General features: G+C 73.6%; 21 protein-coding genes. 14 read left to right on the top strand and 7 right to left on the bottom strand.

Annotation, left to right across the window (positions count from 1 at the left end):
• Positions 1 to 35: 35 nt before the first annotated feature.
• The gene (locus tag ACI784_RS10260; protein WP_457013382.1) at positions 36 to 1,394 is read left to right on the top strand and encodes an MFS transporter; all 1,359 of its coding nucleotides are present in this window, start codon (positions 36 to 38) and stop codon (positions 1,392 to 1,394) included.
• Positions 1,391 to 4,087, top strand: a complete 2,697-nt coding sequence (locus tag ACI784_RS10255) for a LuxR C-terminal-related transcriptional regulator (RefSeq protein ID WP_457013381.1) — start codon at positions 1,391 to 1,393, stop codon at positions 4,085 to 4,087. Before ACI784_RS10260 ends, ACI784_RS10255 begins: the two co-directional genes overlap by 4 nt.
• Before the next feature lie 88 nt (positions 4,088 to 4,175).
• Here ACI784_RS10255 and ACI784_RS10250 read toward each other — a convergent pair whose 3' ends face one another.
• The gene (locus ACI784_RS10250; RefSeq protein WP_457013380.1) at positions 4,176 to 4,973 is read right to left on the bottom strand and encodes an LON peptidase substrate-binding domain-containing protein; all 798 of its coding nucleotides are present in this window, start codon (positions 4,971 to 4,973) and stop codon (positions 4,176 to 4,178) included.
• Positions 4,974 to 5,095: 122 nt separating this feature from the next.
• On the opposite strand from ACI784_RS10250, the gene hisD reads away from it, so the two are divergent.
• The 4 genes from hisD to ACI784_RS10230 are packed head-to-tail and all read left to right on the top strand — an operon-like array spanning position 5,096 to position 8,314.
• Positions 5,096 to 6,400 carry a histidinol dehydrogenase gene (gene hisD / locus ACI784_RS10245; protein WP_456924827.1) on the top strand — a complete coding sequence of 435 codons (1,305 nt, stop codon included), beginning with the start codon at positions 5,096 to 5,098 and terminating at the stop codon, positions 6,398 to 6,400.
• Positions 6,397 to 7,536 (top strand): histidinol-phosphate transaminase, encoded by a 1,140-nt coding sequence (locus ACI784_RS10240; protein ID WP_457013379.1) that lies wholly within the window; start codon positions 6,397 to 6,399, stop codon positions 7,534 to 7,536. The genes hisD and ACI784_RS10240 overlap by 4 nt, the downstream gene beginning before the upstream one ends.
• A 4-nt stretch (positions 7,537 to 7,540) precedes the next feature.
• Entirely contained in the window at positions 7,541 to 8,137 is a 597-nt protein-coding gene (hisB, locus tag ACI784_RS10235) for an imidazoleglycerol-phosphate dehydratase HisB (protein WP_456924825.1), read from the top strand.
• A complete protein-coding gene (locus ACI784_RS10230) occupies positions 8,138 to 8,314 on the top strand; it encodes a hypothetical protein (RefSeq protein WP_456924824.1) in 177 nt (58 codons plus the stop codon). It abuts the gene before it with no gap.
• Positions 8,315 to 8,518: 204 nt separating this feature from the next.
• On the opposite strand, the gene ACI784_RS10225 is transcribed toward ACI784_RS10230, so the two are convergent.
• Positions 8,519 to 8,719, bottom strand: coding sequence for an ArsR/SmtB family transcription factor (locus ACI784_RS10225; RefSeq protein ID WP_457013378.1), 201 nt, complete (start codon positions 8,717 to 8,719; stop codon positions 8,519 to 8,521).
• Positions 8,720 to 8,822: 103 nt separating this feature from the next.
• On the opposite strand from ACI784_RS10225, the gene hisH reads away from it, so the two are divergent.
• Entirely contained in the window at positions 8,823 to 9,461 is a 639-nt protein-coding gene (hisH, locus tag ACI784_RS10220) for an imidazole glycerol phosphate synthase subunit HisH (protein WP_457013377.1), read from the top strand.
• 263 nt (positions 9,462 to 9,724) lie between these two features.
• Here the strand turns inward: hisH and ACI784_RS10215 are convergent, their stop codons facing one another.
• The gene (locus tag ACI784_RS10215) at positions 9,725 to 9,967 is read right to left on the bottom strand and encodes a hypothetical protein (protein ID WP_456924821.1); all 243 of its coding nucleotides are present in this window, start codon (positions 9,965 to 9,967) and stop codon (positions 9,725 to 9,727) included.
• Between the two features lie 188 nt (positions 9,968 to 10,155).
• Between ACI784_RS10215 and ACI784_RS10210 the strand changes: the two genes are divergently transcribed.
• The 3 genes from ACI784_RS10210 to ACI784_RS10200 all read left to right on the top strand — a co-directional run bounded on the left by ACI784_RS10210 (position 10,156) and on the right by ACI784_RS10200 (position 12,674).
• On the top strand, positions 10,156 to 10,404 hold the full coding sequence (locus tag ACI784_RS10210) for a hypothetical protein (protein WP_456924820.1): 249 nt from the start codon (positions 10,156 to 10,158) through the stop codon (positions 10,402 to 10,404).
• 238 nt (positions 10,405 to 10,642) lie between these two features.
• On the top strand, positions 10,643 to 11,749 hold the full coding sequence (locus ACI784_RS10205) for an alpha/beta hydrolase fold domain-containing protein (RefSeq protein WP_456924819.1): 1,107 nt from the start codon (positions 10,643 to 10,645) through the stop codon (positions 11,747 to 11,749).
• 691 nt (positions 11,750 to 12,440) lie between these two features.
• A complete protein-coding gene (locus ACI784_RS10200) occupies positions 12,441 to 12,674 on the top strand; it encodes a hypothetical protein (RefSeq protein WP_457013376.1) in 234 nt (77 codons plus the stop codon).
• 142 nt (positions 12,675 to 12,816) lie between these two features.
• Here ACI784_RS10200 and ACI784_RS10195 read toward each other — a convergent pair whose 3' ends face one another.
• On the bottom strand, positions 12,817 to 13,488 hold the full coding sequence (locus ACI784_RS10195) for a FadR/GntR family transcriptional regulator (RefSeq protein WP_457013375.1): 672 nt from the start codon (positions 13,486 to 13,488) through the stop codon (positions 12,817 to 12,819).
• Positions 13,489 to 13,635: 147 nt separating this feature from the next.
• Between ACI784_RS10195 and ACI784_RS10190 the strand changes: the two genes are divergently transcribed.
• The 4 genes from ACI784_RS10190 (at position 13,636) to ACI784_RS10175 (ending at position 17,257) form a co-directional block, all read left to right on the top strand.
• Positions 13,636 to 14,520 (top strand): fumarylacetoacetate hydrolase family protein, encoded by an 885-nt coding sequence (locus tag ACI784_RS10190; protein ID WP_457013374.1) that lies wholly within the window; start codon positions 13,636 to 13,638, stop codon positions 14,518 to 14,520.
• Positions 14,521 to 14,533: 13 nt separating this feature from the next.
• The gene (locus ACI784_RS10185) at positions 14,534 to 15,316 is read left to right on the top strand and encodes an alpha/beta fold hydrolase (RefSeq protein ID WP_457013373.1); all 783 of its coding nucleotides are present in this window, start codon (positions 14,534 to 14,536) and stop codon (positions 15,314 to 15,316) included.
• 109 nt (positions 15,317 to 15,425) lie between these two features.
• Positions 15,426 to 16,736, top strand: coding sequence for an amidohydrolase family protein (locus tag ACI784_RS10180; protein WP_456925919.1), 1,311 nt, complete (start codon positions 15,426 to 15,428; stop codon positions 16,734 to 16,736).
• 77 nt (positions 16,737 to 16,813) lie between these two features.
• The gene (locus ACI784_RS10175; RefSeq protein ID WP_457013372.1) at positions 16,814 to 17,257 is read left to right on the top strand and encodes a DUF1636 family protein; all 444 of its coding nucleotides are present in this window, start codon (positions 16,814 to 16,816) and stop codon (positions 17,255 to 17,257) included.
• 713 nt (positions 17,258 to 17,970) lie between these two features.
• Here the strand turns inward: ACI784_RS10175 and ACI784_RS10170 are convergent.
• The 3 genes from ACI784_RS10170 to ACI784_RS10160 all read right to left on the bottom strand — a co-directional run bounded on the left by ACI784_RS10170 (position 17,971) and on the right by ACI784_RS10160 (position 21,682).
• A complete protein-coding gene (locus tag ACI784_RS10170) occupies positions 17,971 to 19,467 on the bottom strand; it encodes an AAA family ATPase (RefSeq protein ID WP_457013371.1) in 1,497 nt (498 codons plus the stop codon).
• 202 nt (positions 19,468 to 19,669) lie between these two features.
• Positions 19,670 to 20,374 (bottom strand): LuxR C-terminal-related transcriptional regulator, encoded by a 705-nt coding sequence (locus ACI784_RS10165; RefSeq protein WP_457013370.1) that lies wholly within the window; start codon positions 20,372 to 20,374, stop codon positions 19,670 to 19,672.
• A 324-nt stretch (positions 20,375 to 20,698) separates the two neighbouring features.
• A complete protein-coding gene (locus tag ACI784_RS10160) occupies positions 20,699 to 21,682 on the bottom strand; it encodes an AraC family transcriptional regulator (protein WP_457013369.1) in 984 nt (327 codons plus the stop codon).
• Positions 21,683 to 22,055: the final 373 nt, after the last annotated feature.

Raw genomic sequence — 22,055 nt, 5'->3', positions numbered from 1 at the left:
CTCACCGCACGCCCTTCGACACCCGGAGTCCCGCCATGCCCGAGAACCCCCGCACGCCGGAGGAGCGCCGCCGGCGCAGCACCCTCTGGGTCGTCGCCCTGTCCACCGCCGCCCTGGTGTTCGACGGCTACGACCTGGTCGTCTACGGGACGATCGTCCCCACGCTGCTGGGCGACCCGAGCCAGCTGGGCCCGATCACGCCCGCGCAGGCCGGCACCCTCGGCAGCTACGCCCTCGTCGGCGTCCTCGTGGGCGCCCTCGCCGCGGGAGCGGTCGGCGACCGGATCGGACGCCGACGGGTGGTGGTCGTGAACCTCGCCTGGTTCTCGATCGGCATGGCGGCGACCGCGCTGGCGCCCACCGTCGGCACCTTCGCGTTCTTCCGGTTCCTCACCGGGATCGGCGTGGGCGCCCTGGTCGCCACGGTCGGCGCGCTGGTGGCCGAGTTCGCGCCGGCCGAGCGGCGCAACCGGCTCAACGCGGTCGTCTACAGCGGCGTCCCGGCCGGCGGCGTCCTCGCCTCGGTGGTGGCGCTGGTCGCGGGGGACGCCGTCGGCTGGCGGGGGCTGCTGTGGATCGGTGCCCTGCCGCTGGTCACGCTGCTGCCCCTGGCGCTGCTCCGGCTGCCCGAGTCGCCGCGCTGGCTGGCCTCCCGGGGCCGGACGGCCGAGGCGGCCGCCGTCAGCGAGCGCACCGGCGTGCCGCTGGAGACCGCACCGGTGGTCGCGGCGCCGGCCGCGCCCGTCCGCTTCGGGTTCGCCGCACTCGTCCGCCGTCCGCTCGCGGTGCCGACCCTGCTGCTGGGCACGATGAGCTTCGCCGGCCTGCTGCTGACCTACGGCCTCAACACCTGGCTGCCGCAGATCATGGCCGGCAACGGCTACGGCACGAGCGCCTCGCTGGCCTTCCTGCTGGTGCTCAACCTGGGCGCGATCTCCGGCGGCCTGCTGGCCTCCTGGTCGGCCGACCGGGTGGGCGCCAAGCGGGTCATCGCGGCCACCTTCGTGCTCGCCGCGCTCTCCCTCGCCCTGTTGCCCGCCCAGCTGCCGCTCGCGGTCCTGCTGCTCGCGGTGGCGGTCGCCGGCGTCGGGACCATCGGCACCCAGGTCCTGGTCTACGGCCTGGTCGCCAACTACTACCCGACCCGGGCCCGGGCCGCCGGCGTCGCCTGGTGCGCCGGGTTCGGCCGGCTCGGCGGGATCGTCGGGCCCGTGCTCGGCGGGGTCCTGGTCGGCGCCGGCCTGGGTGGGACGACGGCGTTCTTCCTCTTCGCCGGCATCGCCCTGTTCGGCGCGCTGGTCACCGCCCTGGTGCCCCGCACCCCGCAGGCCGACGCCGGACCGGTCGCGCAGACCCCGGCACCCACCGTCGCCGGGGCTACCGTTCCCGCGTGACGGGAGCCATCCCCGGGCTGGTGGCCCGGGAGGCCGAGCTCGCCGGCCTCGAGCGGCTGCTCCGGGACGGCGGGCTCGGCCCGTCCCTGGTCCGGGTCACCGGCGCACCCGGGGCCGGCAAGACCGCGCTGGTCCGGGAGGCCGTCGACCGGCACCCGGGTCCGGTCCTCGAGGCCCGCGGCGCCCCGTGGGAGGGCACCCGCCCGTACGCCGTGCTCGACCAGCTGCTGGCCGGCGTCCCGGTTCCGTCGGACCCCTTCGCCGCCGCCGAGGTCGTCGCCCGGCACGCCGGCGGCTCGGCCGAGGCCCGCGCCGTCGTCCTGGTGGACGACGCCCACTGGAGCGACCCGGAGTCGCTGCAGGCGCTGGCGACGGCGGTGCGCCACCAGCACCGCGCCGCCCTGACCGTCGTGCTGGTCAGCCCGCTCGTCCCGGCCGAGGCGACCCCGGCCACCCTCGAGGTCCTCCTGCGGTCGGCCACCGCGACCGTGGTCGTCGAGCCGTTCTCCGCCGAGGACGTCGCCCGGCTGGCCGCGGCCCGCGGCACCCCGCTGTCACCGGCCGTGGCCGAGCAGCTCTGGCGGCACACCGGGGGAGTGCCCGGCCACGTGGCCGCCCTGCTCGACGAGCTGCCCCGCGAGACCTGGTCCGGCCGGCGCCCCGACCTCCCGGCCCCGGCCGCGGTGGCCGCCTGGGTGCGCGAGCAGCTGACCCGGTGCGATCCGGGGGCCCGCGCGCTGGCCGAGGCGGTCGCCGTCCTCGGCCCCGCCCCGGTCCCCGAGGCGGCCGCTCTGTCGGGGGTCGGTGACCTGCTGGCCGCCCTGGACGCCGCCCAGAGGGCCGGCCTCCTGCGTCCGACGGGACCGGGCCGGCCCGCGGAGCTGGCGCCCGCCGACCCCCTGGTCGCCGCCGCCGTGCTCACCGCCATGGGCCCGGCCGCCGTCGCGCGCGCGCACCGCCGCGCCGCCGACGTCGTCGAGGACCCCACCCGCCGGCTGGGCCACCTCGTCGCCGCGAGCGTCGGCCCCGACCCCGCGCTCGCCGGCGACCTCGACGCGCTGGCGCGCCGGCGCGCGGCCGAGGGGGCCTGGGCGGAGGCGGCCGCGCTGCTCGCCGACGCCAGCCGGCTGTCGGAGGACCGGCGCTCGCGCGAGGACCGGCTGCTCGGGGCCGTGGACGCGCTGGTCGGCGCCGGCGACTCGATCGGTGCGGCCGCCCTCGTGCCCGAGGTGGAGAGCCTCCGGGAGACCCCGCTGCGCAACGCCGTCCTCGGGTACCTGGCCGTCGTCCAGGGCCGGGCGGTGGAGGCCGAGGCCCGGCTGCGGCGCGCCTGGGACCTCGTCAACCCGGACCGCGACCCGGGCCGGGCCGCGCTGGTCAGTCAGCGGTTCGTGCTGCACGAGCTGGCGCGCTGCCGGGCCGGGGAGCTGGTCGCCTGGGCCGACCGGACCATCGAGCTGGCCGGGCCCGGGGCGCCCGAGGCGCTCGAGGCGGTCGCCATCCGCGGCCTGGGGGTGGCCGGCGCCGGCGCCCCGGCCGAGGCCCTGGCCGGCTACCGGGCGCTGTCCGAGCGGGTCCGCTCCGGCGCGCAGGCGCAACGGGTCGCCCTCGGCGAGGGCTGGCTGCACCTGGCCCTCGACGAGGTGGCGCGGGCCGCCGCCGAGCTGGAGAGCGCCGTCCCGACCACCTACCTCGGCGGCTCGCACCGCATCTCCCTCTGGGCGCTGGGCTGGCTGGCCCGGGCCCGGTTCGCCACCGGCGAGTGGGACGCCGCGCTGCGCGCCGTCCGGGAGGGCGCCGACCTCGTCACCCGCACCGGGATGGTGCTCGTCGGGCCGCTGCTGCACTGGACCGCGGCGCAGGTCCACGCGCTGCGCGGCGACTGGGCCGCCGCGGAGCAGGCGCTGCGGGACGGCGAGGCCGGGAGCTCGGACTACGCGATCATGCGGGTGCCCTCGATGCTCGCCCGCGCCCACGTCGCCGAGGCCCAGGCCGACTACGCCGGCGTGCTGCGCGCCCTCGGGCCACTGGCCGAGGCGGATCCGCAGGGCTGGGTCGACGAGCCCGGCGCCTGGCCCTGGGCCGACGTCCACGCCAACGCGCTGGTGCTCGAGGGGCTGCTGGCCGAGGCCGACGCCTTCCTCACCCCGCACGAGCAGCGGGCCACCGAGCGCGGACACCGCTCCACCCGGGCGCGGCTCGGCTACGCCCGCGGCCGGTGGTTCGGCGCGCAGGGCGACCTCGACGCCGCCCGCGACGCGTTCGGCACGTCGCTGCGGCTGCTCGAGGACCTGCCGCTGCGCTACGACCGCGCGCGGGTGAGCTTCGCCTTCGGCCAGACCCTGCGCCGGGCGGGCAAGCGCCGCGAGGCCGACGCCGCCATCTCCACCGCGCGCGACGTCTACCTCTCCCTCGGCGCGGCCACCTACGTCGCGCGCTGCGACCGCGAGCTGCGGGCCGCGGGCCTGGGCCCGGGCCGCCCCGAGGACGGGGCGGCCCGGCTGACCCCGCAGGAGCGGACGGTGTCCGGGCTGGTCGCCAGCGGGCTGTCCAACCGCGAGGTCGCCGCCGAGCTCTACCTCTCGGAGAAGACGGTGCAGTACCACCTGACCCGCATATACACGAAGCTCGGCGTCCGCTCGCGCGCCGAGCTCGCCGCGCTGCGCGGCCGCGAGCCGTCGGCGCCGGCCTGAGCGCCCTCCGGTCCGGGAGGTCGGCGGGCTGTACGTCCCTGAGTGCAGGCGCACTCAGAGACGGAGGACCCGCGGGGTGGGACCGGCGTCAGTTGACGCTGCGCGGACCGGCGAAGCGCTGCAGCGGCGCGGGCACCGCGCCGAGGGTCTCCAGCAGGGTCAGCTCCCGCCGCAGCAGCCGCGACTCCGCCCGCAGCCGCCGGCGGGTCGCCGACTCGGCGAGCAGCGCCTGGCGGTCCTCGGTGGTCAGCAGGGCCGCCGAGGCGACCAGGTAGGACAGCGCCTGCGGGTCGTCGGCGACGCCCTCGAGCAACCCGGGCTCGTCGGCCTCCTCACCGGCGTCCCCGGTGAGGCCGGCCACCGCCAGGACGTACCGCGCGAACAGCTCGGCCACCCCCCGCACCAGCACGTCCAGCGAGCGGCGGGCGACGTCGGTGACCAGGTCGTCGAGCTCGGGGCCCGGCACGCCGCCGTCCGCCGGGGCCAGGCCCTCCTGGTCGCCGGCGGCCTCCTCGGCCGCCTCCTCCTCGTGCAGCCACTCCACCTCGGCCTGCAGGTAGGGCGGGTCCTCGCCGACGTGCACCTCCAGCAAGCGGAACCGGTCGCCGCCCACGGTGACGATCCGGAAGCCGCCGTCGGGTTGCGGGCGCACCACCTGCAGCCGCGCGGTGCAGCCCACGTCGTACAGCGCCTCGGCCGGCGCCACCTGCTCGACCTCCCAGCCCTGCCGGATGGCCACCACGCCGAAGAACCGTCCGTCGCCCTGGGGCTGGGCCAGCAGGTCGCGCACGAGCCGGCGGTAGCGGGGCTCGAAGACCTGCAGCGGCAGGACCACCCCGGGGAACAGCGGCGTGCCCAGCGGGAAGAGCGGGATCAGGTCGCCCACGGCAGCCGAGCCTACGGGGCAGGGGACGGCGCGAGAGCGGGCAGCGCGGCAGAGCCCCGGGCGGCCCCGTCTACCCTGGGGTGTTCCCGTTCCCCGCCTCGGAACCGCCCGGAGGTCCGCCCGTGCTCGCCCGCATCGACCTGCGTGGATCCGCGCTGCCGGGGGTGCGCGAGCTCTCCGGCCTGCTGCCCCGTGCCGCCACCGACATCGACTCGGTGCTGGCGACGGTGCGGCCGCTGTGCGAGGACGTCCGCATCCGCGGCGCCCAGGCGGTCCGGGAGATCACCGCCCGCATCGACGGCGTCGACCTCGAGGACTTCGCGGTGCCGCAGGCCGCCATCGACCGCGCCCTGGCCGAGATCGACCCGACCGTCCGGGCGGCACTGGAGGAGGCGATCGCCCGCGTCCGGCGGGTGCACGCCGACCAGGCCCGCACCGACGTCACCACCCAGGTGGTCCGCGGGGGCGCCGTCACCGAGCGCTGGCTGCCGGTGCGCCGGGTCGGCCTCTACGTGCCCGGCGGCCTGGCGCCGCTGCTGTCCAGCGTCGTCATGAACGTCGTCCCCGCGCAGATCGCCGGGGTGGAGTCGATCGCGGTGGCCTCCCCGCCGCAGCGGGACCACGGCGGCCTGCCCGACCCCGGCGTCCTCGCCGCGTGCGCGCTGCTCGGGGTCACCGAGGTCTACGCCGTCGGCGGCGCCCAGGCCATCGCGGTCTTCGGCTACGGCGCCGGCAGCTGCGAGCCGGTCGACATGGTCACCGGCCCCGGCAACGTCTACGTGACGGCGGCCAAGCGGCTGCTGCGCGGGCTCATCGGCATCGACTCCGAGGCCGGTCCCACCGAGGTGGCCATCCTCGCCGACCACACCGCCGACCCGGTGCACGTCGCCGCCGACCTGATCAGCCAGGCCGAGCACGACCCGCTGGCCGGCGCGGTGCTGGTGACGACGAGCGAGGAGCTGGCCGACGCCGTCCTCGGGCTCGTCCCGGGCCAGGTGGCCGCCACCAAGCACTCCGACCGGATCACCACGGCGCTGGACGGGAGCCAGTCGGGCATCGTGCTGGTCGACGACGTCGACGCCGGGCTGCGGGTGGTCGACGCCTACGCCGCCGAGCACCTGGAGATCCAGACCGAGAACGCCCGCGAGGTCGCGATGCGGGTGCGCAACGCCGGCGCGATCTTCGTGGGCGCCTGGTCGCCGGTGTCGCTGGGCGACTACTGCGCCGGCTCCAACCACGTTCTGCCCACCGGGGGGTGCGCCCGCCACTCCAGCGGCCTGTCGGTGCAGTCGTTCCTGCGCGGCATCCACGTCGTGGAGTACGACGAGCAGGCCCTCGCCGAGGTCGCCGGCCACATCGACGCCCTCGCCGGCGCCGAGGACCTCCCGGCCCACGCCGCCGCCGTCCGGGCCCGGCAGCGCCCGTGACCGAGCCCGCGAGGTCACGCAACGGGCAGAGCGCGACGCTCGAGGAGCTCCCGCTGCGGCCGGAGCTGCGGGGCCGCACGCCCTACGGCGCCCCGCAGCTGCCGGCGAAGTACCGGCTCAACACCAACGAGAACCCGCACCCGCTGCCGCCGGAGCTGCTGGCCGACCTGGGTGAGGCGCTCGGGCACGCGGCGCTGGAGCTGAACCGCTACCCCGACCGCGACGCCCTCGACCTGCGCCGCGACCTCGCCGCCTACCTGACCCGCACCAGCGGCCAGGAGCTCGACGCGGCGCAGGTGTGGGCCGCCAACGGGAGCAACGAGGTCCTCCAGCAGATCCTGCAGGCCTTCGGCGGCGCCGGCCGCAGCGCGCTGGGCTTCACGCCGTCGTACTCGATGCACCCGATCATCTCAGCGGGCACCGGCACCGCCTGGGTCGACGGCCACCGGCGTCCGGACTTCACCATCGACCCCGACGCCGCGGCGGCGCAGGTCCGCGAGGTCGCCCCGGACGTGGTCTTCGTGACCAGCCCGAACAACCCGACCGGCACCGCGGTGGAGCTCGCCACCATCGAGGCGCTCTACGAGGCCACCGCGGGTGTGCTGGTCGTCGACGAGGCCTACGCGGAGTTCGCCCGCACCGGCACCCCGTCGGCACTGACCCTGCTGCCGGGCCGGCCGCGGCTGATCGTCAGCCGCACGATGAGCAAGGCCTTCGGCATGGCCGGCCTGCGGCTGGGCTACCTCGCCGCCGACCCGGCCGTCGTCGACGCGCTGCAGCTGGTCCGGCTGCCCTACCACCTGAGCTCGCTGACCCAGGCCGCCGCCCGGACGGCGCTGGCCCACACCGACGCGCTGCTGGCCACCGTGGACGCGGTCAAGGCCGAGCGCGACCGGATCGTCGCCGCACTGCCCGGCCTCGGGCTGACCAGCGTGGCCAGCGACGCCAACTTCGTGCTCTTCGGCCGCTTCGCCGACGCGCGCGCGGCCTGGCAGGCGCTGCTCGACCGCGACGTCCTCGTGCGCGACGTCGGCCTCGCCGGCTGGCTGCGGGTCACGGCCGGGACGCCGGAGGAGACCGACGCCTTCCTCACCGCCCTGGGTGAGGTGGCGGCCGACCACCGCCTGGGAGACTGAACGCATGAGCAGGACTGCACGCGTCGAGCGCGAGACCAGTGAGACCAAGCTGGTCGTCGAGCTCGACCTCGACGGCACCGGCACGAGCTCGATCAGCACCGGGGTCGGCTTCTACGACCACATGCTGACCGCGCTGTCCAAGCACAGCGGCATCGACCTCACCGTGCGCGCCGACGGCGACCTGCACATCGACGCCCACCACACCGTGGAGGACGTCGCGATCGCCCTCGGCCAGGCGTTCGCCCAGGCGCTGGGGGACAAGAAGGGCATCACCCGCTACGGCGACGCCACCATCCCCATGGACGAGGTGCTGGCGCAGGCGGCGGTGGACCTCTCCGGCCGGCCGTACTTCGTGCACGCCGAGCCCGAGAACATGACGCCGATGATCGGGCCGGACTACCCGACCAGCCTGACCAAGCACGTGCTGGAGTCCTTCGCCTTCAACGCGCGGATCAGCCTGCACGTGCGGGTGCTCTACGCCGGCCGCGACGCCCACCACATCGTCGAGGGCCAGTTCAAGGCCCTGGCCCGGGCGCTGCGGGTCGCCGTGGCGCTGGACCCGCGGGTCACCGACGTCCCCTCCACCAAGGGCGCGCTGTAGGTGACCTTCGCCGTCCTGCTGCTCGTCGTCGGCGGCTTCCTCCTCGGCGGGGCCTGGAGCATCTGGAAGGCCGACTCCGACACCCGGGGCCGCACCGGCCCGCAGGTGCTCTTCGCCGTCGTCCTGCTGGCGGCGGCGCTGCTGGCGACCGCCTCGGGCATCCTCCGGATGGTCTGAGGCGGTCGCCGGCCGGCTCAGGCCGGCTCGCCCACCACGGCGGCCAGCCGGGGGAGGACGACGTCGCGCCAGCCCGGGCCCATGTCGTCGAAGGGAACCGCCCCTGCGGTCGTCCTCCACGAGGTCGGCGAGGGCGCGCAGGTGCGCGCCAGTAGCGCTCGAACTGAGCCAGCCAGTCGCTCACCCGCTCCAGCGGCTCGATGGTCAGGGAGTGGTGCCGGTGGCGCCCCGACGGCTCGTCCCGCACCAGCTCGGCCCGGCGCAGCACCGAGAGGTGCTCGGCGACGGCCGGCTGAGCTCCAACTGGGCGGCCAGCTCACCGGGGGTGCGGGGACCGTCGACCAGCAGCTCCAGCAGCCGCCGGCGCACGGGGTGCGCCAGCGCGAGGAAGACGTCCTCCGGCACGCCGCCAGGCTGCGTCGGAGATCTCCGACGTGTCACCCCGGCCCGACACGTCGTCCCGGGAATCCCCGGAGGCGTCGCGGTGCTGCTCGGTACCGTGACAGGCGTGAAGAAGAAGGTCGTCGTCCTCGACTACGGGTCGGGCAACCTGCGCTCGGCCGAGCGGGCGCTGACCCGGGTCGGCGCCGAGGTCACCGTGACCGGGGATCCGCAGGCGGCCCTCGACGCCGACGGCCTCGTCGTCCCCGGCGTGGGCGCCTTCGCCGCCTGCATGGACGGGCTGCGCGCCGTCGACGGCCCGCGGGTCATCGGCCGGCGGCTGGCCGGTGGCCGCCCCGTGCTCGGGGTCTGCGTCGGCATGCAGATCCTCTTCGAGCGCGGCGTCGAGCACGGGCAGGACGCCGAGGGCTGCGGCGAGTGGCCCGGGGTGGTCGAGCCGCTGCAGGCGCCGGTTCTGCCGCACATGGGCTGGAACACCGTGCAGGTCCCGGAGCGCAGCGTCCTGTTCGCCGGGCTCGAGGACCAGCGCTTCTACTTCGTGCACTCCTACGGGGTGCGCAACTTCCCGCTCGGCGCCGAGGGGGCGCCGTCCCCGCTGGCCGCGCCGCTGGTGACCTGGGCCGAGCACGGCGACCGGTTCGTCGCCGGGGTCGAGAACGGCGCCCTGTCGGCGACCCAGTTCCACCCGGAGAAGAGCGGCGACGCCGGCGCGCAGCTGCTGACCAACTGGCTGCAGACGGTCTGAACCAGAGGTCCTCCGGGACCGCACCGCGACCTGGGCCCTTTCCCGCCTGCGCTGACTCGCCGCAACGTGCCTCTCGGTGCCCGCACGACCTCGCCCTGAAGGCGGCCTATGAGACACCCACAGCCATCGCTCGATGGCGCTCAGCGCCGAGGCTTGGCGCGCTGAGGCTTCGCGACATGGGACGAGACCGGCCTGACGCCGCACCGAGTTCCCACCTGCGCTTGATGACCGCGCGGACAGCCTCCCCCAAGCCCATCTACCGCCTATCGAGCCCGGCCGCGTCCCTGTGTGACGAAGAACATGACGACGTGCCAGATCGTGAAACCCGCGACGCCCAGGGTGAACGCGTGCGCGAGCGTCTCGGGGCTAACAGCGGACCAGATGACGACCGCGAGAAGCAGGACCGCGAGGGACATGCGGATCACTCGCTTGCGGACCACCCCGTCGGCCAGCCCTCGCGGCGGGGATGTAGACGGCGGCGGCGGCAGGAGCGGCTGGTTGGGCACGAGCTGAACCTCTCCCGAACCGTCGTTGTACCCGCGGAGCCACGCGGCGGATGGACGGAAGTCGTGACAGCCGCTACGTATGTGCCTTCGGCAAACCAGGGCCTGTCCTGCGGATTATGTGCGCCGCGACCGCTGTCGGTGTCCCCAAGTGGGCCGCTCTGGGACATCCGGGCTGCAACACTCCGCCGGTGCCTAGCATCCAGGCGGATGATCGGCGGAACCTCGAACGGCTGGCCCTCGCCGAGTGGCCGGAGCGGGCCGGTGCACAGGTCCGGTCGGTGACCGTTGCTGGCGACCGCGCCGAGGTCGCTCTGACCGTGAACGGTCACTACGACTACCGGATGTACTTCCAGCGGGATCGAGACGGTTGGGAGGAGAGAGTCTCCGGCAACGGACCCACGATCGGCTGGGAGGACCCGAACCTCATCGAGTGGTGAGAGGTTGCGCCGAGCCGCGCCCGTGGGGTGTCTCCAAGTGGGCCGCTCAGGGACACAAGACGGCTTCAAGGCGACTCGAGACCAAAACTCCTGTGCAGCTCCTCGTCCCGCCGCGTGCGTGCCATGAAGTCCCAGGCAGGCGAGTCCCACGACTCCTCCCGGACTCCTTGACGCTCGAAAGTGACCCATGCCACGGTCCGCTGCGGCAGATCAGAACTTGTCGCAGGTCGGAGGCCACATGAGCGAGACGGCGCAGGAGAGGGTCCACGCACGGCAGGAGGGGCGGCTCGCCGACCCCGACGTCGAGCTGCGCACCGATCCCCGGCTGCACCCGGGGCTGCGCGCCGGTCTCGCCGCGTTCGGGCTCGACGGCCGAGCTGCTCCCGCCCCGTTCGACCGCACCGCCGCGCCGGAGGTGGTCGCGGAGTTCGTCGGCCAGTCGCACGCGGGGTTCGAGGGCCTGTACGCGGCGGTTCCCAGCGACTGGCCGGACGAGGTGCGGGCCGACGTCGAGTACCGGCTGGAGACCGCGACGGGCGTGGACGGCAACGAGATCCCGCTGCATGTCTTCCGCCCGGCCGGCGTCGAGGGACGGCTGCCCTGCACCGTCTACCTCCACGGCGGGGGCATGACGATCCTCGAAGCTCACAACGCGGTGCACCGGCGCTGGAGCGAGGACCTCGCGGCGACCGGCATGGTCGTGGTGACGCCCGGCTTCCGGAACGCCTGGACCGCCGACGGGTTGAACCCCTTCCCGGCCGGTCTGAACGACTGCAGCACCGCGCTGGACTGGGTGCACGAGCACCGTGACGCGCTCGGCATCTCCCGAATCGTCCTGCAGGGCGAGTCCGGCGGGGCGAACCTCGTGCTGGCGACGACGCTCAAGGCCAAGCGAGAAGGTCGGCTGGACCGCATCGACGGGGTGTACGCGATGGTGCCCTACATCAGCGGAGGCTACGGCTGGGACCGCGACCGCAAGTTGCGCGAGCTGCCGTCGATGGTGGAGAACGACGGGCACTACATCGACTGCTCGATGATGGACATGCTGGTGGCGGTGTACGACCCCACGGGTGAAAACGCGGAGAACCCGCTGGCGTGGCCGTACTTCGCCACCGAGCGCGACGTGGAGGGCCTGCCGCCGCACGTCATCTCGGTCAACGAGCTCGATCCACTGCGCGACGAGGGCATCGCGTACTTCCGGCTGCTGCAGCGCGCAGGCGTCCCGGTGGTCGGGAGGGTCAACCTCGGCCTCACTCACGCCGCGGACATGTCGTTTCGCGCCGCCATCCCGGAGTCGTACAAGGCGGTGGTGCGTGACATCCGGGGATTCGCCGACGCGCTCTGAGCGTTACCGTCCGCGCGCTCCGCTGGGCCGTCGATGCGATACCCGGACCGAGATCACCACACGCCCGCTGACCATCGGCAGACGCGTTGAAGGGCCGCTCAGGGCGAGGAGGCCTGGTGGCCTCGTCGGCGCTCAGACCTCGGACACTCGCATCTGGCCGTTCGCGTAGGTGACCCAGAACCGATGCTCCGACGCTGACCAGGCATTGCCACGTGTCAGAGCCGCTGCAGCCCACTCGCAACCTTGTCGCAGGAGGCCCTCCTCCAGCTGGTGCACGACATGGCGTCGATCCGCAGTGGGGACAGCGGTCCATCTCACGCGCAGGCGGCTGCTCCCGGTCCGAATCTCGCCGAAGTAGCCGGCCGGGGCGTCGCCGAGCCACACGACGTCGAAGACGGTCAGCGGTCCAGACTTCGCCGGCAGGTCTGGTCTCCCGAGGCTGAGGGAACCCACGACTGCGCCGACGTCCTTGAGCGCTTCGGCAATCCGCTCTGGCCCACGCGGGTAAGCCCAGCCCCGAGGGAGTCTCGCCTTCCGGTACTCGTCCCACGGTTGGCCCACGGTCACAGCCTGGACCTAGAGTCCGGGCTGCTCCTGCTTGGTGGGCACGGGGTGTCCTCAAGTGGGCCGCTCAGGGACGCGAGGCCGCTTCTGGGAGGGTGCGCGACCCCGCTCAGCCATACTCCCGGACGTGCGCCGTGATCTGCGGTTCCTTTGGGAGCGCCCTGTTCTAGGAGCAGTGCTCATCGCTGTGCTTCAGACCGGCTTCCTCGACCTGGCGCTGGGCTTGGTTCTGAATCGCGGGAACCTCGGCTGGTTCGGCTGGATCGTCTACGGCGTGGGCTTCTTCGTCCTCAACAGCGTTGTCCTCACCCGCGAGCGCCGTCGCCGACGTCGAGCAGAGGCGTCTCAGCAGTCGCCCTGAATGGGCCGCTCAGGGACACAAGACGGCTTCAGAGACACCTCGGCCGCCCGTCCGCAAACGGCTCCACCGGCAACCGCGCCCGGCCCATCCCCACGTGCGCTGATGACGTAGGCCCACACGGGATCGCGTGCCCCGGGGTGGGTCAGGGGCGGCCGAGGAGGTTGTCGGCGACGTGGCGCAGGTGGTCGCGCATCGCGGTCTCGGCGCCGTCGGGATCGCGGTCACACAGCGCCTCGACGATCGCGGTGTGCTCGGTGTGGTAGCAGCGACGCCGCTCGGGGCTGGAGGTGCGCCGCTTGAGGCTGCCCCACACCGGAAGCCCGCGGGCGGTGTTCATGACGTCGAACATGTTCATCAGCAGGCCGTTGTGCGCGGACTCGGCGATCGCCCGGTGCAGCTTGGCGTCGGCGGACTCGAAGCCCTCGAAGTCCTCGAAGTCATCGGCGGCGCCGCCGGCGTCCAGGCAGGCGGTGATCCGGTCCAGATCGGCCTGGTGGGCCACGCGCGCCGCCAGCCCGGCCAGCGGCGGTTCGATCACCAGGCGCGCCTGCATGATCTCGGCCGGGCTGCAGTCGGCCGGGGCGCCGCCGTTGCGGCGCAACGCTGCCTCGCTGAGGAAGGTGCCCCGCCCGACGTGGCGGATGACCAGCCCCTCGGCCTCGAGCGCGTCGAGGGCGCGGCGGACCGCGCTGCGCGGCGCGGACAACCGCTCCACCAGGTCTCGTTCGGTGGGCAGCTTCGCGCCCGGGACCAGGGAGCCCTCGGCGACCCCGTCGTCGACGAGGGCGCGCAACGCCTGCTCGATGCTCAACACCCGGCCACCGTACCGCGAATGACCAATCAACACCAATCTGGAACGCGGAAAAGTGGGCCGGAAGGCCCCTCGACATGGTGTGCATCACGTCGTAGTGTTCCAGTCAGACCGAGCATTGGTCCCATTGGTACAGATTGGTTGACACCCATGAAGCTCGTGACGTTCTCCACCGGCACCGACCAGCGCGTAGGCGTCGTGGACGCCGATCGCGGCGTGGTCCGCGACGTCTCCCCTCTCCTGCCCACCGGCACCGGAGTGCTGCAGCTGATCGAGCGGTGGGCCGAACTCGGCCCCGCGCTCGATGCGCAGGCGGCCGCCCAGCCGGAGCAGCCGCTGGACGGGGTGCGGCTGCTGGCGCCGATCCCGACGCCGCGGCGCAACATCTTCGCCGTCGGCAAGAACTACCGCGAACACGTGGTCGAGTTCGGCCGCAGCGGCTACGACACCCCCGACCGCTCCGAGGCCCTGCCCGAGGAGCCGATCGTCTTCTCGAAGGCCACCACCTCGGTCACCGGCCCGTTCGACGACATCGACCCGCACCACGGGGTGACCAGCGAGCTGGACTACGAGGCCGAGCTGGGCGTGATCATCGGCCGCGGCGGCCGGGGCATCACCCGCGAGCAGGCGTTCGACCACGTCTGGGGCTACACGATCATCGACGACTTCACCGCCCGCGACCTGCAGCGCGAGCACAAGCAGTGGCTGCTGGGCAAGTCGCTGGACACCCACTGCCCGATGGGCCCCTACGCGGTGACCGCCGACGAGGTGCCCGACGTGACCGCGCTGGTGGTGGAGAGCTCGGTCAACGGCGAGCAGCGGCAGTCCGCGTCGGTGAAGGACCTGATCTTCGACATCCCCGAGCTGATCGCCACCATCTCCGCCGGGCTCACCCTGCTGCCCGGCGACATCATCGCCACCGGCACCCCCGCCGGCGTCGGCATCGGCTTCGACCCGCCGAAGTTCATGGCCTCCGGCGACGTCATCGAGGTCTCCATCACCGGGCTCGGCGCCCAGCGCAACCGCGTCGCCTGAGCCCCGATCCGACATGACCGACGGAGGAGACATCGTGAACGTCAACGGCAAGGAGCTCGCCGTCGAGATCGACGGTGACGGGCCGGCCGTGCTGCTGGTCCACGGCCTCGGCGGCACCAGCAACTTCTGGCAGGTGCAGACCGACGCCCTGGCCGAGCGGTTCCGGGTGATCCGGCCCGACTCGGCCGGCGCCGGCCGGTCCCCGGTGGCCGACGGGATCAGCGCGGAGTCCCACGCCGAGGACCTCGCCGCGCTGCTCGACGAGCTCGGCATCGAGTCCGCCGCCGTGGTCGGCCACTCGTTCGGCACGCTGGTCGTGCGGGCGCTGGCCGCCCGGCATCCGCAGAAGGTGACCAAGCTGGCCCTGCTCGGCGCGGTCCGCGAACCCGCCGAGGCCGGCCGGCAGGCCCAGCGCGACCGCGCTGCCCTGCTGCGGGAGAAGGGCACCGCCGCCGTCGCGCCGGCGGTGGTGGCCAACGCGCTGTCGGAGACCACCCGCCGGGACCGGCCCGAGGTCGCCGCGTTCGTCCGGGAACTGGTCATGCGCCAGGACCCGGAGGGCTACGCCCGCAACTGCGAGGCGCTGGCCAACGCCACCGACCCCGGGCCGGTCGGCCCGAACCTGCCGCTGCTGCTGGTCACCGGCGCCGACGACAAGGTCGGCCCGCCCGAGGCCAGCTCCGAGCTGGCCGCCGCGCACGGCAACGCCACCGTCGAGATCCTCCCCGGCGTCGGCCACTGGACCGCGCTGGAAGCCGCCCGGCCGGTCACCGACCAGCTGCTCAAGTTCCTCTGACCCCGCTCCGGGATCACCCGTCCCACCCCATCCACCGCGCCCGTCGGGCGCGCCCCCGCCGCCGGCCGTCCGGCCGGCGCCCTGCCCCGCCCCGCAGAGGAGATGCACCATGCCCGTCTCGCCCGACAAGGTGCTGTTCCGCGACGTCAGCATCCTCGACTCCACCGGCGCCGCCCCCTATCCCGGCGACGTCCTGGTGGAGAACGACCGCATCGCCGTCGTCGGCACCGTCGAACCGTCCCGCGCCGAGGGCGCCCGGGTCATCGAGGGCCGCGGTCGCACCCTGATGTCCGGGCTGTGCGACGCGCACACCCACTTCACCTGGAACAACAGCGCCGACCTCGACGGCCTGGGCACCATGCCCGTCGAGGAGCACCTGCTGTTCGCCCTGGAGTCCGCCCGCACCTACATCGACTCCGGCTACACCATGTGCGTGGGCGCGGCGTCGGCGAAGGACCGCCTCGACGTGGTCTGCCGGGACGCGATCAACGCCGGCCGCTTCCCCGGCCCGCGCTACCTGGCCAACGGCCCGGAGATCTCGGTCACCGGCGGGGCGCTGGTCAAGGGCATCACCAAGTTCGCCGACGGCCCCGAGGGGATGCGCAAGGCCGTCCGGGAGCTGATCGAGATCGGCGTCGACCAGATCAAGCTGTCCATGACCGGCGAGGAGATCACTGGCACCCAGCGCGCCGAGGACACCTACTTCTCCGAGGAGGAGACCGCCGCCGCGGTCACCGAGGCCCACCGGCGCGGCAAGCGGGTCTGCGCCCACGCCCGCAGCGCGGAGAGCGTGAAGATGTGCGTCCGGAACAAGGTCGACATCATCTACCACGCGTCGTTCACCGACGCCGAGGGCATGGACATGCTCGAGGCCAACAAGGACTGGGTGTTCGTCGCTCCCGGCATCAACTGGCTGATCGCGACCCTCTACGAGGCCGAGGCGTTCGGTTTCCCGCAGGAGGCCGCCGAGGCCGTCGGCTACAAGCGGGAGCTGGACATCGCCGTGAAGGGGCTGCGCGAGATGCACCAGCGCGGCATCAAGGTGCTGCCCGGCGGCGACTACGGCTTCGCCTGGACCCCGCACGGCACCTACGCCCGCGACCTGCAGCACTTCGTCGAGCTGCTCGGCTTCACCCCGATGGAGGCGATCATCTCCGCCACCGCCTGGGGTGGCGAGATCATGCTGCGCCCCGACGAGCTGGGGAAGGTCCAGCCCGGCTACCTCGCCGACATGATCCTGGTCGACGGTGACCCGTTGGCCGACATCACCATCCTGCAGGACCACTCGAAGATCAACTACGTCATGAAGGACGGACGGTTCCACAAGGAGCGGGCCGAGGACGACCACACCGTGCCGGCGCCGCGCGCGGCCGACCTCGTGCACGACCAGGCCGCGTCCGTGGTGGCCCACCGCCCCTGACGCCGCCTCTCTGACGTCGACCGGGTGCCGGCGGCCAGGCCACGCCCTGGCCGCCGCACCCCGACCCGGAAGCCACCATGACGCTGCTGATCTGTCGCACCTGCCCCCGCTATGACCCCCGCGCCACCGGCGAGTTCGGTCGCCGCCTCACCGCGGCCCTGGTCCAGGTCGCCGAGAACGAACCCGACAACCCCATCGCCATCCGCAACGTGCAGTGCCTCGGCGGCTGCCCCGAAGAGGGCGTCGTCGCCGTCGACGCCCCGCAGAAGGCCCGCGTCCGCTTCACCGGTCTCGACGAGTCCGACGCCAAAGCCGTGTACGCCGCCGCCCTGGCCCACGACGCCTGCGCCACCGGCGCCCCCGAGGACTGGGAGATCCCCGCCGAGTTGGCCGACCGGATCAGCTCGGTCACCCTCAAGCGCACCCCACGCTCAGCGGACAGCGACCTCGGCACCGCTCGGCCGGACCCACTCCGCGGACGGCCCACCGGACGCTGGACCCTCGGACCCCGGCCTCGCTGACCTGGCGACCGGGATACCGCTGAGTACCGGTGTCCCCAAGTGGGCCGCTCCGGGACACAAGGCGGCTTCAGGGGCGGTGCCGCTCGCCTTCCTGTCGGCGCTCGTGGGCAATGCTGGCGAGTAGAGCGGCCCCACGAAGGCGGCCATGCTGACTGTCGTCCACCAGGCACCCGCGATGGCCGAGCCTACTCCGATCAGGGCGAAGACAGCGATCAACCACCAGCGCACTGGGCTACGCCACGACAGCCGCTGGGGCGGGTCTGGCGGCAAGGGGCGGCGCGGTTCCCGGACACCTGCATCCCCCTGTCGGTCGCGCAGGCTCACACGGACCACGATCGCGCGTGATGACACCCGCTCGCCGGGTCTGGGCAACTGCTCCGTTCACGCGCCAGGGCTGACCGTGGCCCCAGTAGGACAACACCAACTCATCGTTCTCGACCGTGAGTTCCAGGCCCCGCTCCGAACAACGTCGCGCGGCTTCGTCCGGGTGGAGGCCGACCGAGTCGGGGGCGAGAGAGGCATCGCTCACGAGCGCATGATCCGTCACTGATACGGCACCCCACAGCGGTGACGGTGTCCGTCAGTGGGCCGCCATGGGCGCGCTGAAGGCATCCGGTGACCCATCCCGGGGTCACCGGCCGGTCCCGCGTGGCGGACGCCCGGCCGGCCGTACGCAGCAGCAGCGGATCGGCTCGGCGCGGGCGGGGGTCGTGTCACCAGTTGTGGCGCCGGACGTGGCGCACTGCGTGGGGAAACCACCCGGCGGGGGCGGGCATCGGCGTCGGGCCGTCGGCGGGCAGGGTCTCGGGGTCGACGCCGACGCCGAGCAGGGTGCGTGTGACCGACTGGGTGGAGTCGAGCAGGTCATCCAGCGCGCGGCTCACGTGCTGCCCGTTGACGGCGGTGAGCACGCCATCCTCGCGCAGGGCTTCCAGCACGGCTCGGCGCAGCAGCTCCTTCAGGAACGACGCGGTCGCGCCGTCGCTGCGCTCGACCACCGCCTTGATGTCGGCGTCGGCGAGGCGCAGTGGGACGTGGCGGCCGTAGAGCTCGAGCAGCCGCCGGCGGGCCTCGGCGCCGGGCAGGTCGATCTCGACGGCGACGTCCACCCGGCCGGGGCGGGCGGCCAGCGCGGGTTCGAGCAGGTCGGCTCGGTTGGTGGTCAACAGGAACAGCAGGTCGGCGTCGGCCGCGGCGCCGTCCATCGCATCCAGCAGGTCGAACAGCACCGGGCTGGCGCCGGGACCGAACGATCGGTCGGCGGCGACGAGGTCGACGTCCTCCAGGACGACAACCGCGGGCTGGAGCACACGGGCCAGCTCGGTCACCTCGCCGACCGCTCCCAGCGACCGGCCGGTGAGCACCAGGCGGGTGTACTCGGTCATCCGACCGAGCAGGTAGCCGGCGGTGTGGGTCTTGCCGGTGCCCGGAGGGCCGAAGATCAGCAGACCGCGCTTGAGGTGCTGCCCCGCCGCGACGAGCGCGGCCCGGTGCTCGGCGACCCCCAGGGCGTGCCGCTCGATCCGGTCCAGCACCGGCTCGGGCAGGACGACGTCGTCCCGCCCGATGGTCGGCGGGTCGAGGAAGTCCAGGCCGACCGTGCCCATCGGGGTCAGCGTCACCTCCACCAGCTGCCGTCGGTAGACGCTCAGCCGACGGCTCTCCCGCTCCAGCTCACCCAGCACGGCCTGCGCCTGCCGGACCGGCAGCCCGGCGACCTCGACGGTCAACACGGGCTGTTCCTCGGTGGGCTCCTGCACCATCAACACGTATCGGCCGAGGGCGTCGGTGACCAGCAGCAGTGCCAACCGCAGGCAGGCCAGCGTCGAGTTCGGCCCGTTCGGGAGATCCACCACGCCCGGCGGCGAGAGCCGCAGCGGCGGCAGCATCTCGCCGCTGACCAATTGCTGGAGCGTGATCCCACCGTAGTGCGGTGGCATCGCGATGCCGCGGATCTCGACCCGCCGCCCCGCCTCGGCCGACCAGGCGTCGAGCGCGGTCTGCAGGTTGACGTGCTCGAAGGGCGGCAGCTGCCGGGTGACCACGGACTGTGCTTCGCCGGCCTCTCCGAGCACCTCCCTGACCAGAGCGGCGACCTCGTTGCGCTCACCGCCCTCGGGTGCATGCACCCAGGCCAACAGGGAACGGAATGCCGCCGCGAACTCCCGGGCCTCGACCTCCGAGGCCCCACCCGCCCAGCCCTCCGACATGCGGCCACCCACCTCGTCCGGAAATCCCACTGGTGAGCCGGCAGCGTAGGCGACCTCCGGGCGACGACGCGTGCGGATATTGCGGCGCAGATCGATCGCCTGCGGACCTCCCGGGGCGCCGCTCTGTGACAGAAGGCGGCTTCACGGACACGGTCTCGGGGAGAGGTCGAACGACGACCCGGCGAGCCGCCGAAGCCGCCCGTCAGTCGGTCACGAGCACCCGGCGAACCGTCTGACGGTCTTCAGGCGGTCGGTTCTCGCCGAGCAGACGGTCACGTAACCGGGTGGCCAGGATCGCCGCCTGGGTACGCCGTTCCATGCCCAGCTTGGCCAGCAGGTTGGTGGTGTAGTTCTTCACCGTCTTCTCCGTCAGCCCCATGCGGTCGCCGATCTGGCGGTTGGTGAGCCCCTCGCCGATCAGCCGCAGCACGGTGCGCTCCTGCGGGGTGAGCAGCTCCAGCGGATGGTGCTGCTCACCGGTGCGTCGGCGGGACGCCGGCGTCACCTCCTCGTCGAAGACGGTGCCGCCGGAGGCGACCTTGCGCACGGCCGCCACCAGCTCCGGGGCCCGCACCTGCTCGAGCAGGTACCCCGACGCGCCCGCCCGCACGGCCGCGGCCACTGTCTCGCCGTCGGAGCACTTGCTCAGCACCAGGCACCGCAGACCGGGCACGCAGGCCCGCAGCCGTTCACAGGCCTCCGCGCCGCTGCCGTCGGGCAGCCGCATGCCGACCACGGCGACGTCGGGCCGCACCGCCGGTCCCCGCGCCAGCGCCCGGGCGACCGATCCGGCCTCGCCTACGACCGTGATCGCCGAGTCGCCGGCGAGCACCTGGGCTACCCCGCGGCGGACCATCTCCTGCTCGTCGACCACGAGGACGCGCACAGAGTCCGTGTCCGACGGCACCGTGACCAGCTCCTCTCGCGGCGGCAGACGGAACCGGATCGTCCCCTCCGGCGATGCGGGCCACCCGGGTGAGGGACCGCGGGGCGACCACTCCGCCGCCCCGCGCCTGTGCTCAGCGCGGACCGGGGAGCGGCGGGCCTCGGGCCCCGGCTCCGTGTGCGGCGGGCGGGCCGACTGTTCGACCGTGTCTGCGACAGGAACCGCGCTCCCATGAAAGAAGGGGCGGGCCGGGCGGGTCTACGCGCACGGCGCAGAGTTCGGTGCGATTCGCGCAGACCGCGAGACGTGCACCTGGCCGCGTGGCGTCGCCCCAGGTGCCGGCCCTCAAGAGTGCCGCAGGGTGTGGGCCGGGCTCTCTTCGAATCTCTCGCGGTAGGCCGCGGCGAACCGGCTCGGGTACAGAAAGCCCCACCGGCCGGCGACCTGGGCCACCGTGACCCTGCCGGGATCGGCGGCCCGCAGGTCGTTGCGGGCTCGCTGCAGCCGCACGTCCCGCAGATAGCGCATCGGCGGAACGCCGACTGAGCGGGCGAACCCGTCCTGCAGGCTCCGCGGGCTCACCGCGACACGGCGGGCCAGCGTCGCCGTCGTCCAGGGGTGCTCCGGCCGGCCGTGCATGAGCTCGATCGCCTGGCGGACCGCCGGCGGGGCGGCCGGAAGACGTGGCTGGGCCAGCGCCTCGCTGTAGTTGTGCGGTTGGGCCAGCAGCAGTCCCTCGATGAGCAGCCTCTCCAGATGGCCCGCCGCCAGAGGGTGGTCGAGCAGGCTGTGCTCGTAGCTCGCCTGCCGTTCGATCAACCGCACCGCCTCCACCCACGCCCGCCCCGATGGGCTGGTGAGATCCATGGCCGGGGTGAAAGCAATCGGCCCGGGCAGTGGCCGGTCCAGCATCGTCGCGAGCTCCTGCTGCAGGAGCTGACGAGGAAGGATCAGGCAGAACTGCGCGCAGCCTGCGCGCCAGGCGATGTCGGCGGGCAACTCCGGCATGAACATCGCCGCGCGATGAGGCGTGCTCCGGACCTGCTCCAGCAGGCCGGAACGCGACTCCGTCTCGCCGGTGAGCGGCACGTTGACGTGATAGTCCTCCGCCTCGGCCGTGTCGATCCGCAGGTCGTGGCCGAACCGGACGTAGCTGACCGTCACACCACCGACGCGTGTCGCGTTCAGCGTCAGGGCCACGCCCTGGGGGCGCAGCGGCTCGAGCAACCGCATGCGCATCGGCAGGAACGTCGACTGCATCGCCCGGTACGCCTCGTCGAAGTCGGATGTCCGCGCCACCCTGAACCGAGCGAACGGCTCCGCCGTCATGGTCTCCCTCCGCCGCGGCACCCGGTCATCGGACCGCCACCATCTGCACAGCCGAGGGTGCCATCTGGACAGCCCCGTGCGGGAGCTGAGCCCGGGCTCTCATGAGCCGACCGTGGCCACAGCGACAAACCTCCGCCCGGGCGCGTGGCCCTGCGCGTCCGTGTCCTCGACCGCGACCTGGGTCGTGATCGCTCACGGCCGCCCTCGAGGTTCAGCGGACGAGGTGCCATGGAGCGATCCCCGCCGGGAGAGCGGCATCCACGAGCCGGCCTACCAGGTAAGGGGACGGGATCGTCGCCATGGGGCTCGTGCGCGACTCGGCCGAGGTTCAGTCCGGTTGGTCGTGCTCTGCCCACGAGGGTGGGCAGAGCAC

The sequence above is a fragment of the Geodermatophilus sp. SYSU D01186 genome, assembly GCF_054050215.1.
Note: the sequence above shows the minus strand (reverse complement) of the source record. Positions and strands in the feature narration are given on the sequence as shown.

Coding starts and splice junctions, on each gene's coding strand:
- ACI784_RS10260 (WP_457013382.1), top strand. CDS start 36: ATGCCCGAGAACCCCCGCACGCCGGAGGAGCGCCGCCGGCGCAGCACC.
- hisB (WP_456924825.1), top strand. CDS start 7,541: ATGAGCAGGACTGCACGCGTCGAGCGCGAGACCAGTGAGACCAAGCTG.
- ACI784_RS10205 (WP_456924819.1), top strand. CDS start 10,643: ATGAGCGAGACGGCGCAGGAGAGGGTCCACGCACGGCAGGAGGGGCGG.
- ACI784_RS10190 (WP_457013374.1), top strand. CDS start 13,636: ATGAAGCTCGTGACGTTCTCCACCGGCACCGACCAGCGCGTAGGCGTC.
- ACI784_RS10185 (WP_457013373.1), top strand. CDS start 14,534: ATGACCGACGGAGGAGACATCGTGAACGTCAACGGCAAGGAGCTCGCC.
- ACI784_RS10180 (WP_456925919.1), top strand. CDS start 15,426: ATGCCCGTCTCGCCCGACAAGGTGCTGTTCCGCGACGTCAGCATCCTC.
- ACI784_RS10175 (WP_457013372.1), top strand. CDS start 16,814: ATGACGCTGCTGATCTGTCGCACCTGCCCCCGCTATGACCCCCGCGCC.
- ACI784_RS10170 (WP_457013371.1), bottom strand. CDS start 19,467: ATGTCGGAGGGCTGGGCGGGTGGGGCCTCGGAGGTCGAGGCCCGGGAG.
- ACI784_RS10160 (WP_457013369.1), bottom strand. CDS start 21,682: ATGACGGCGGAGCCGTTCGCTCGGTTCAGGGTGGCGCGGACATCCGAC.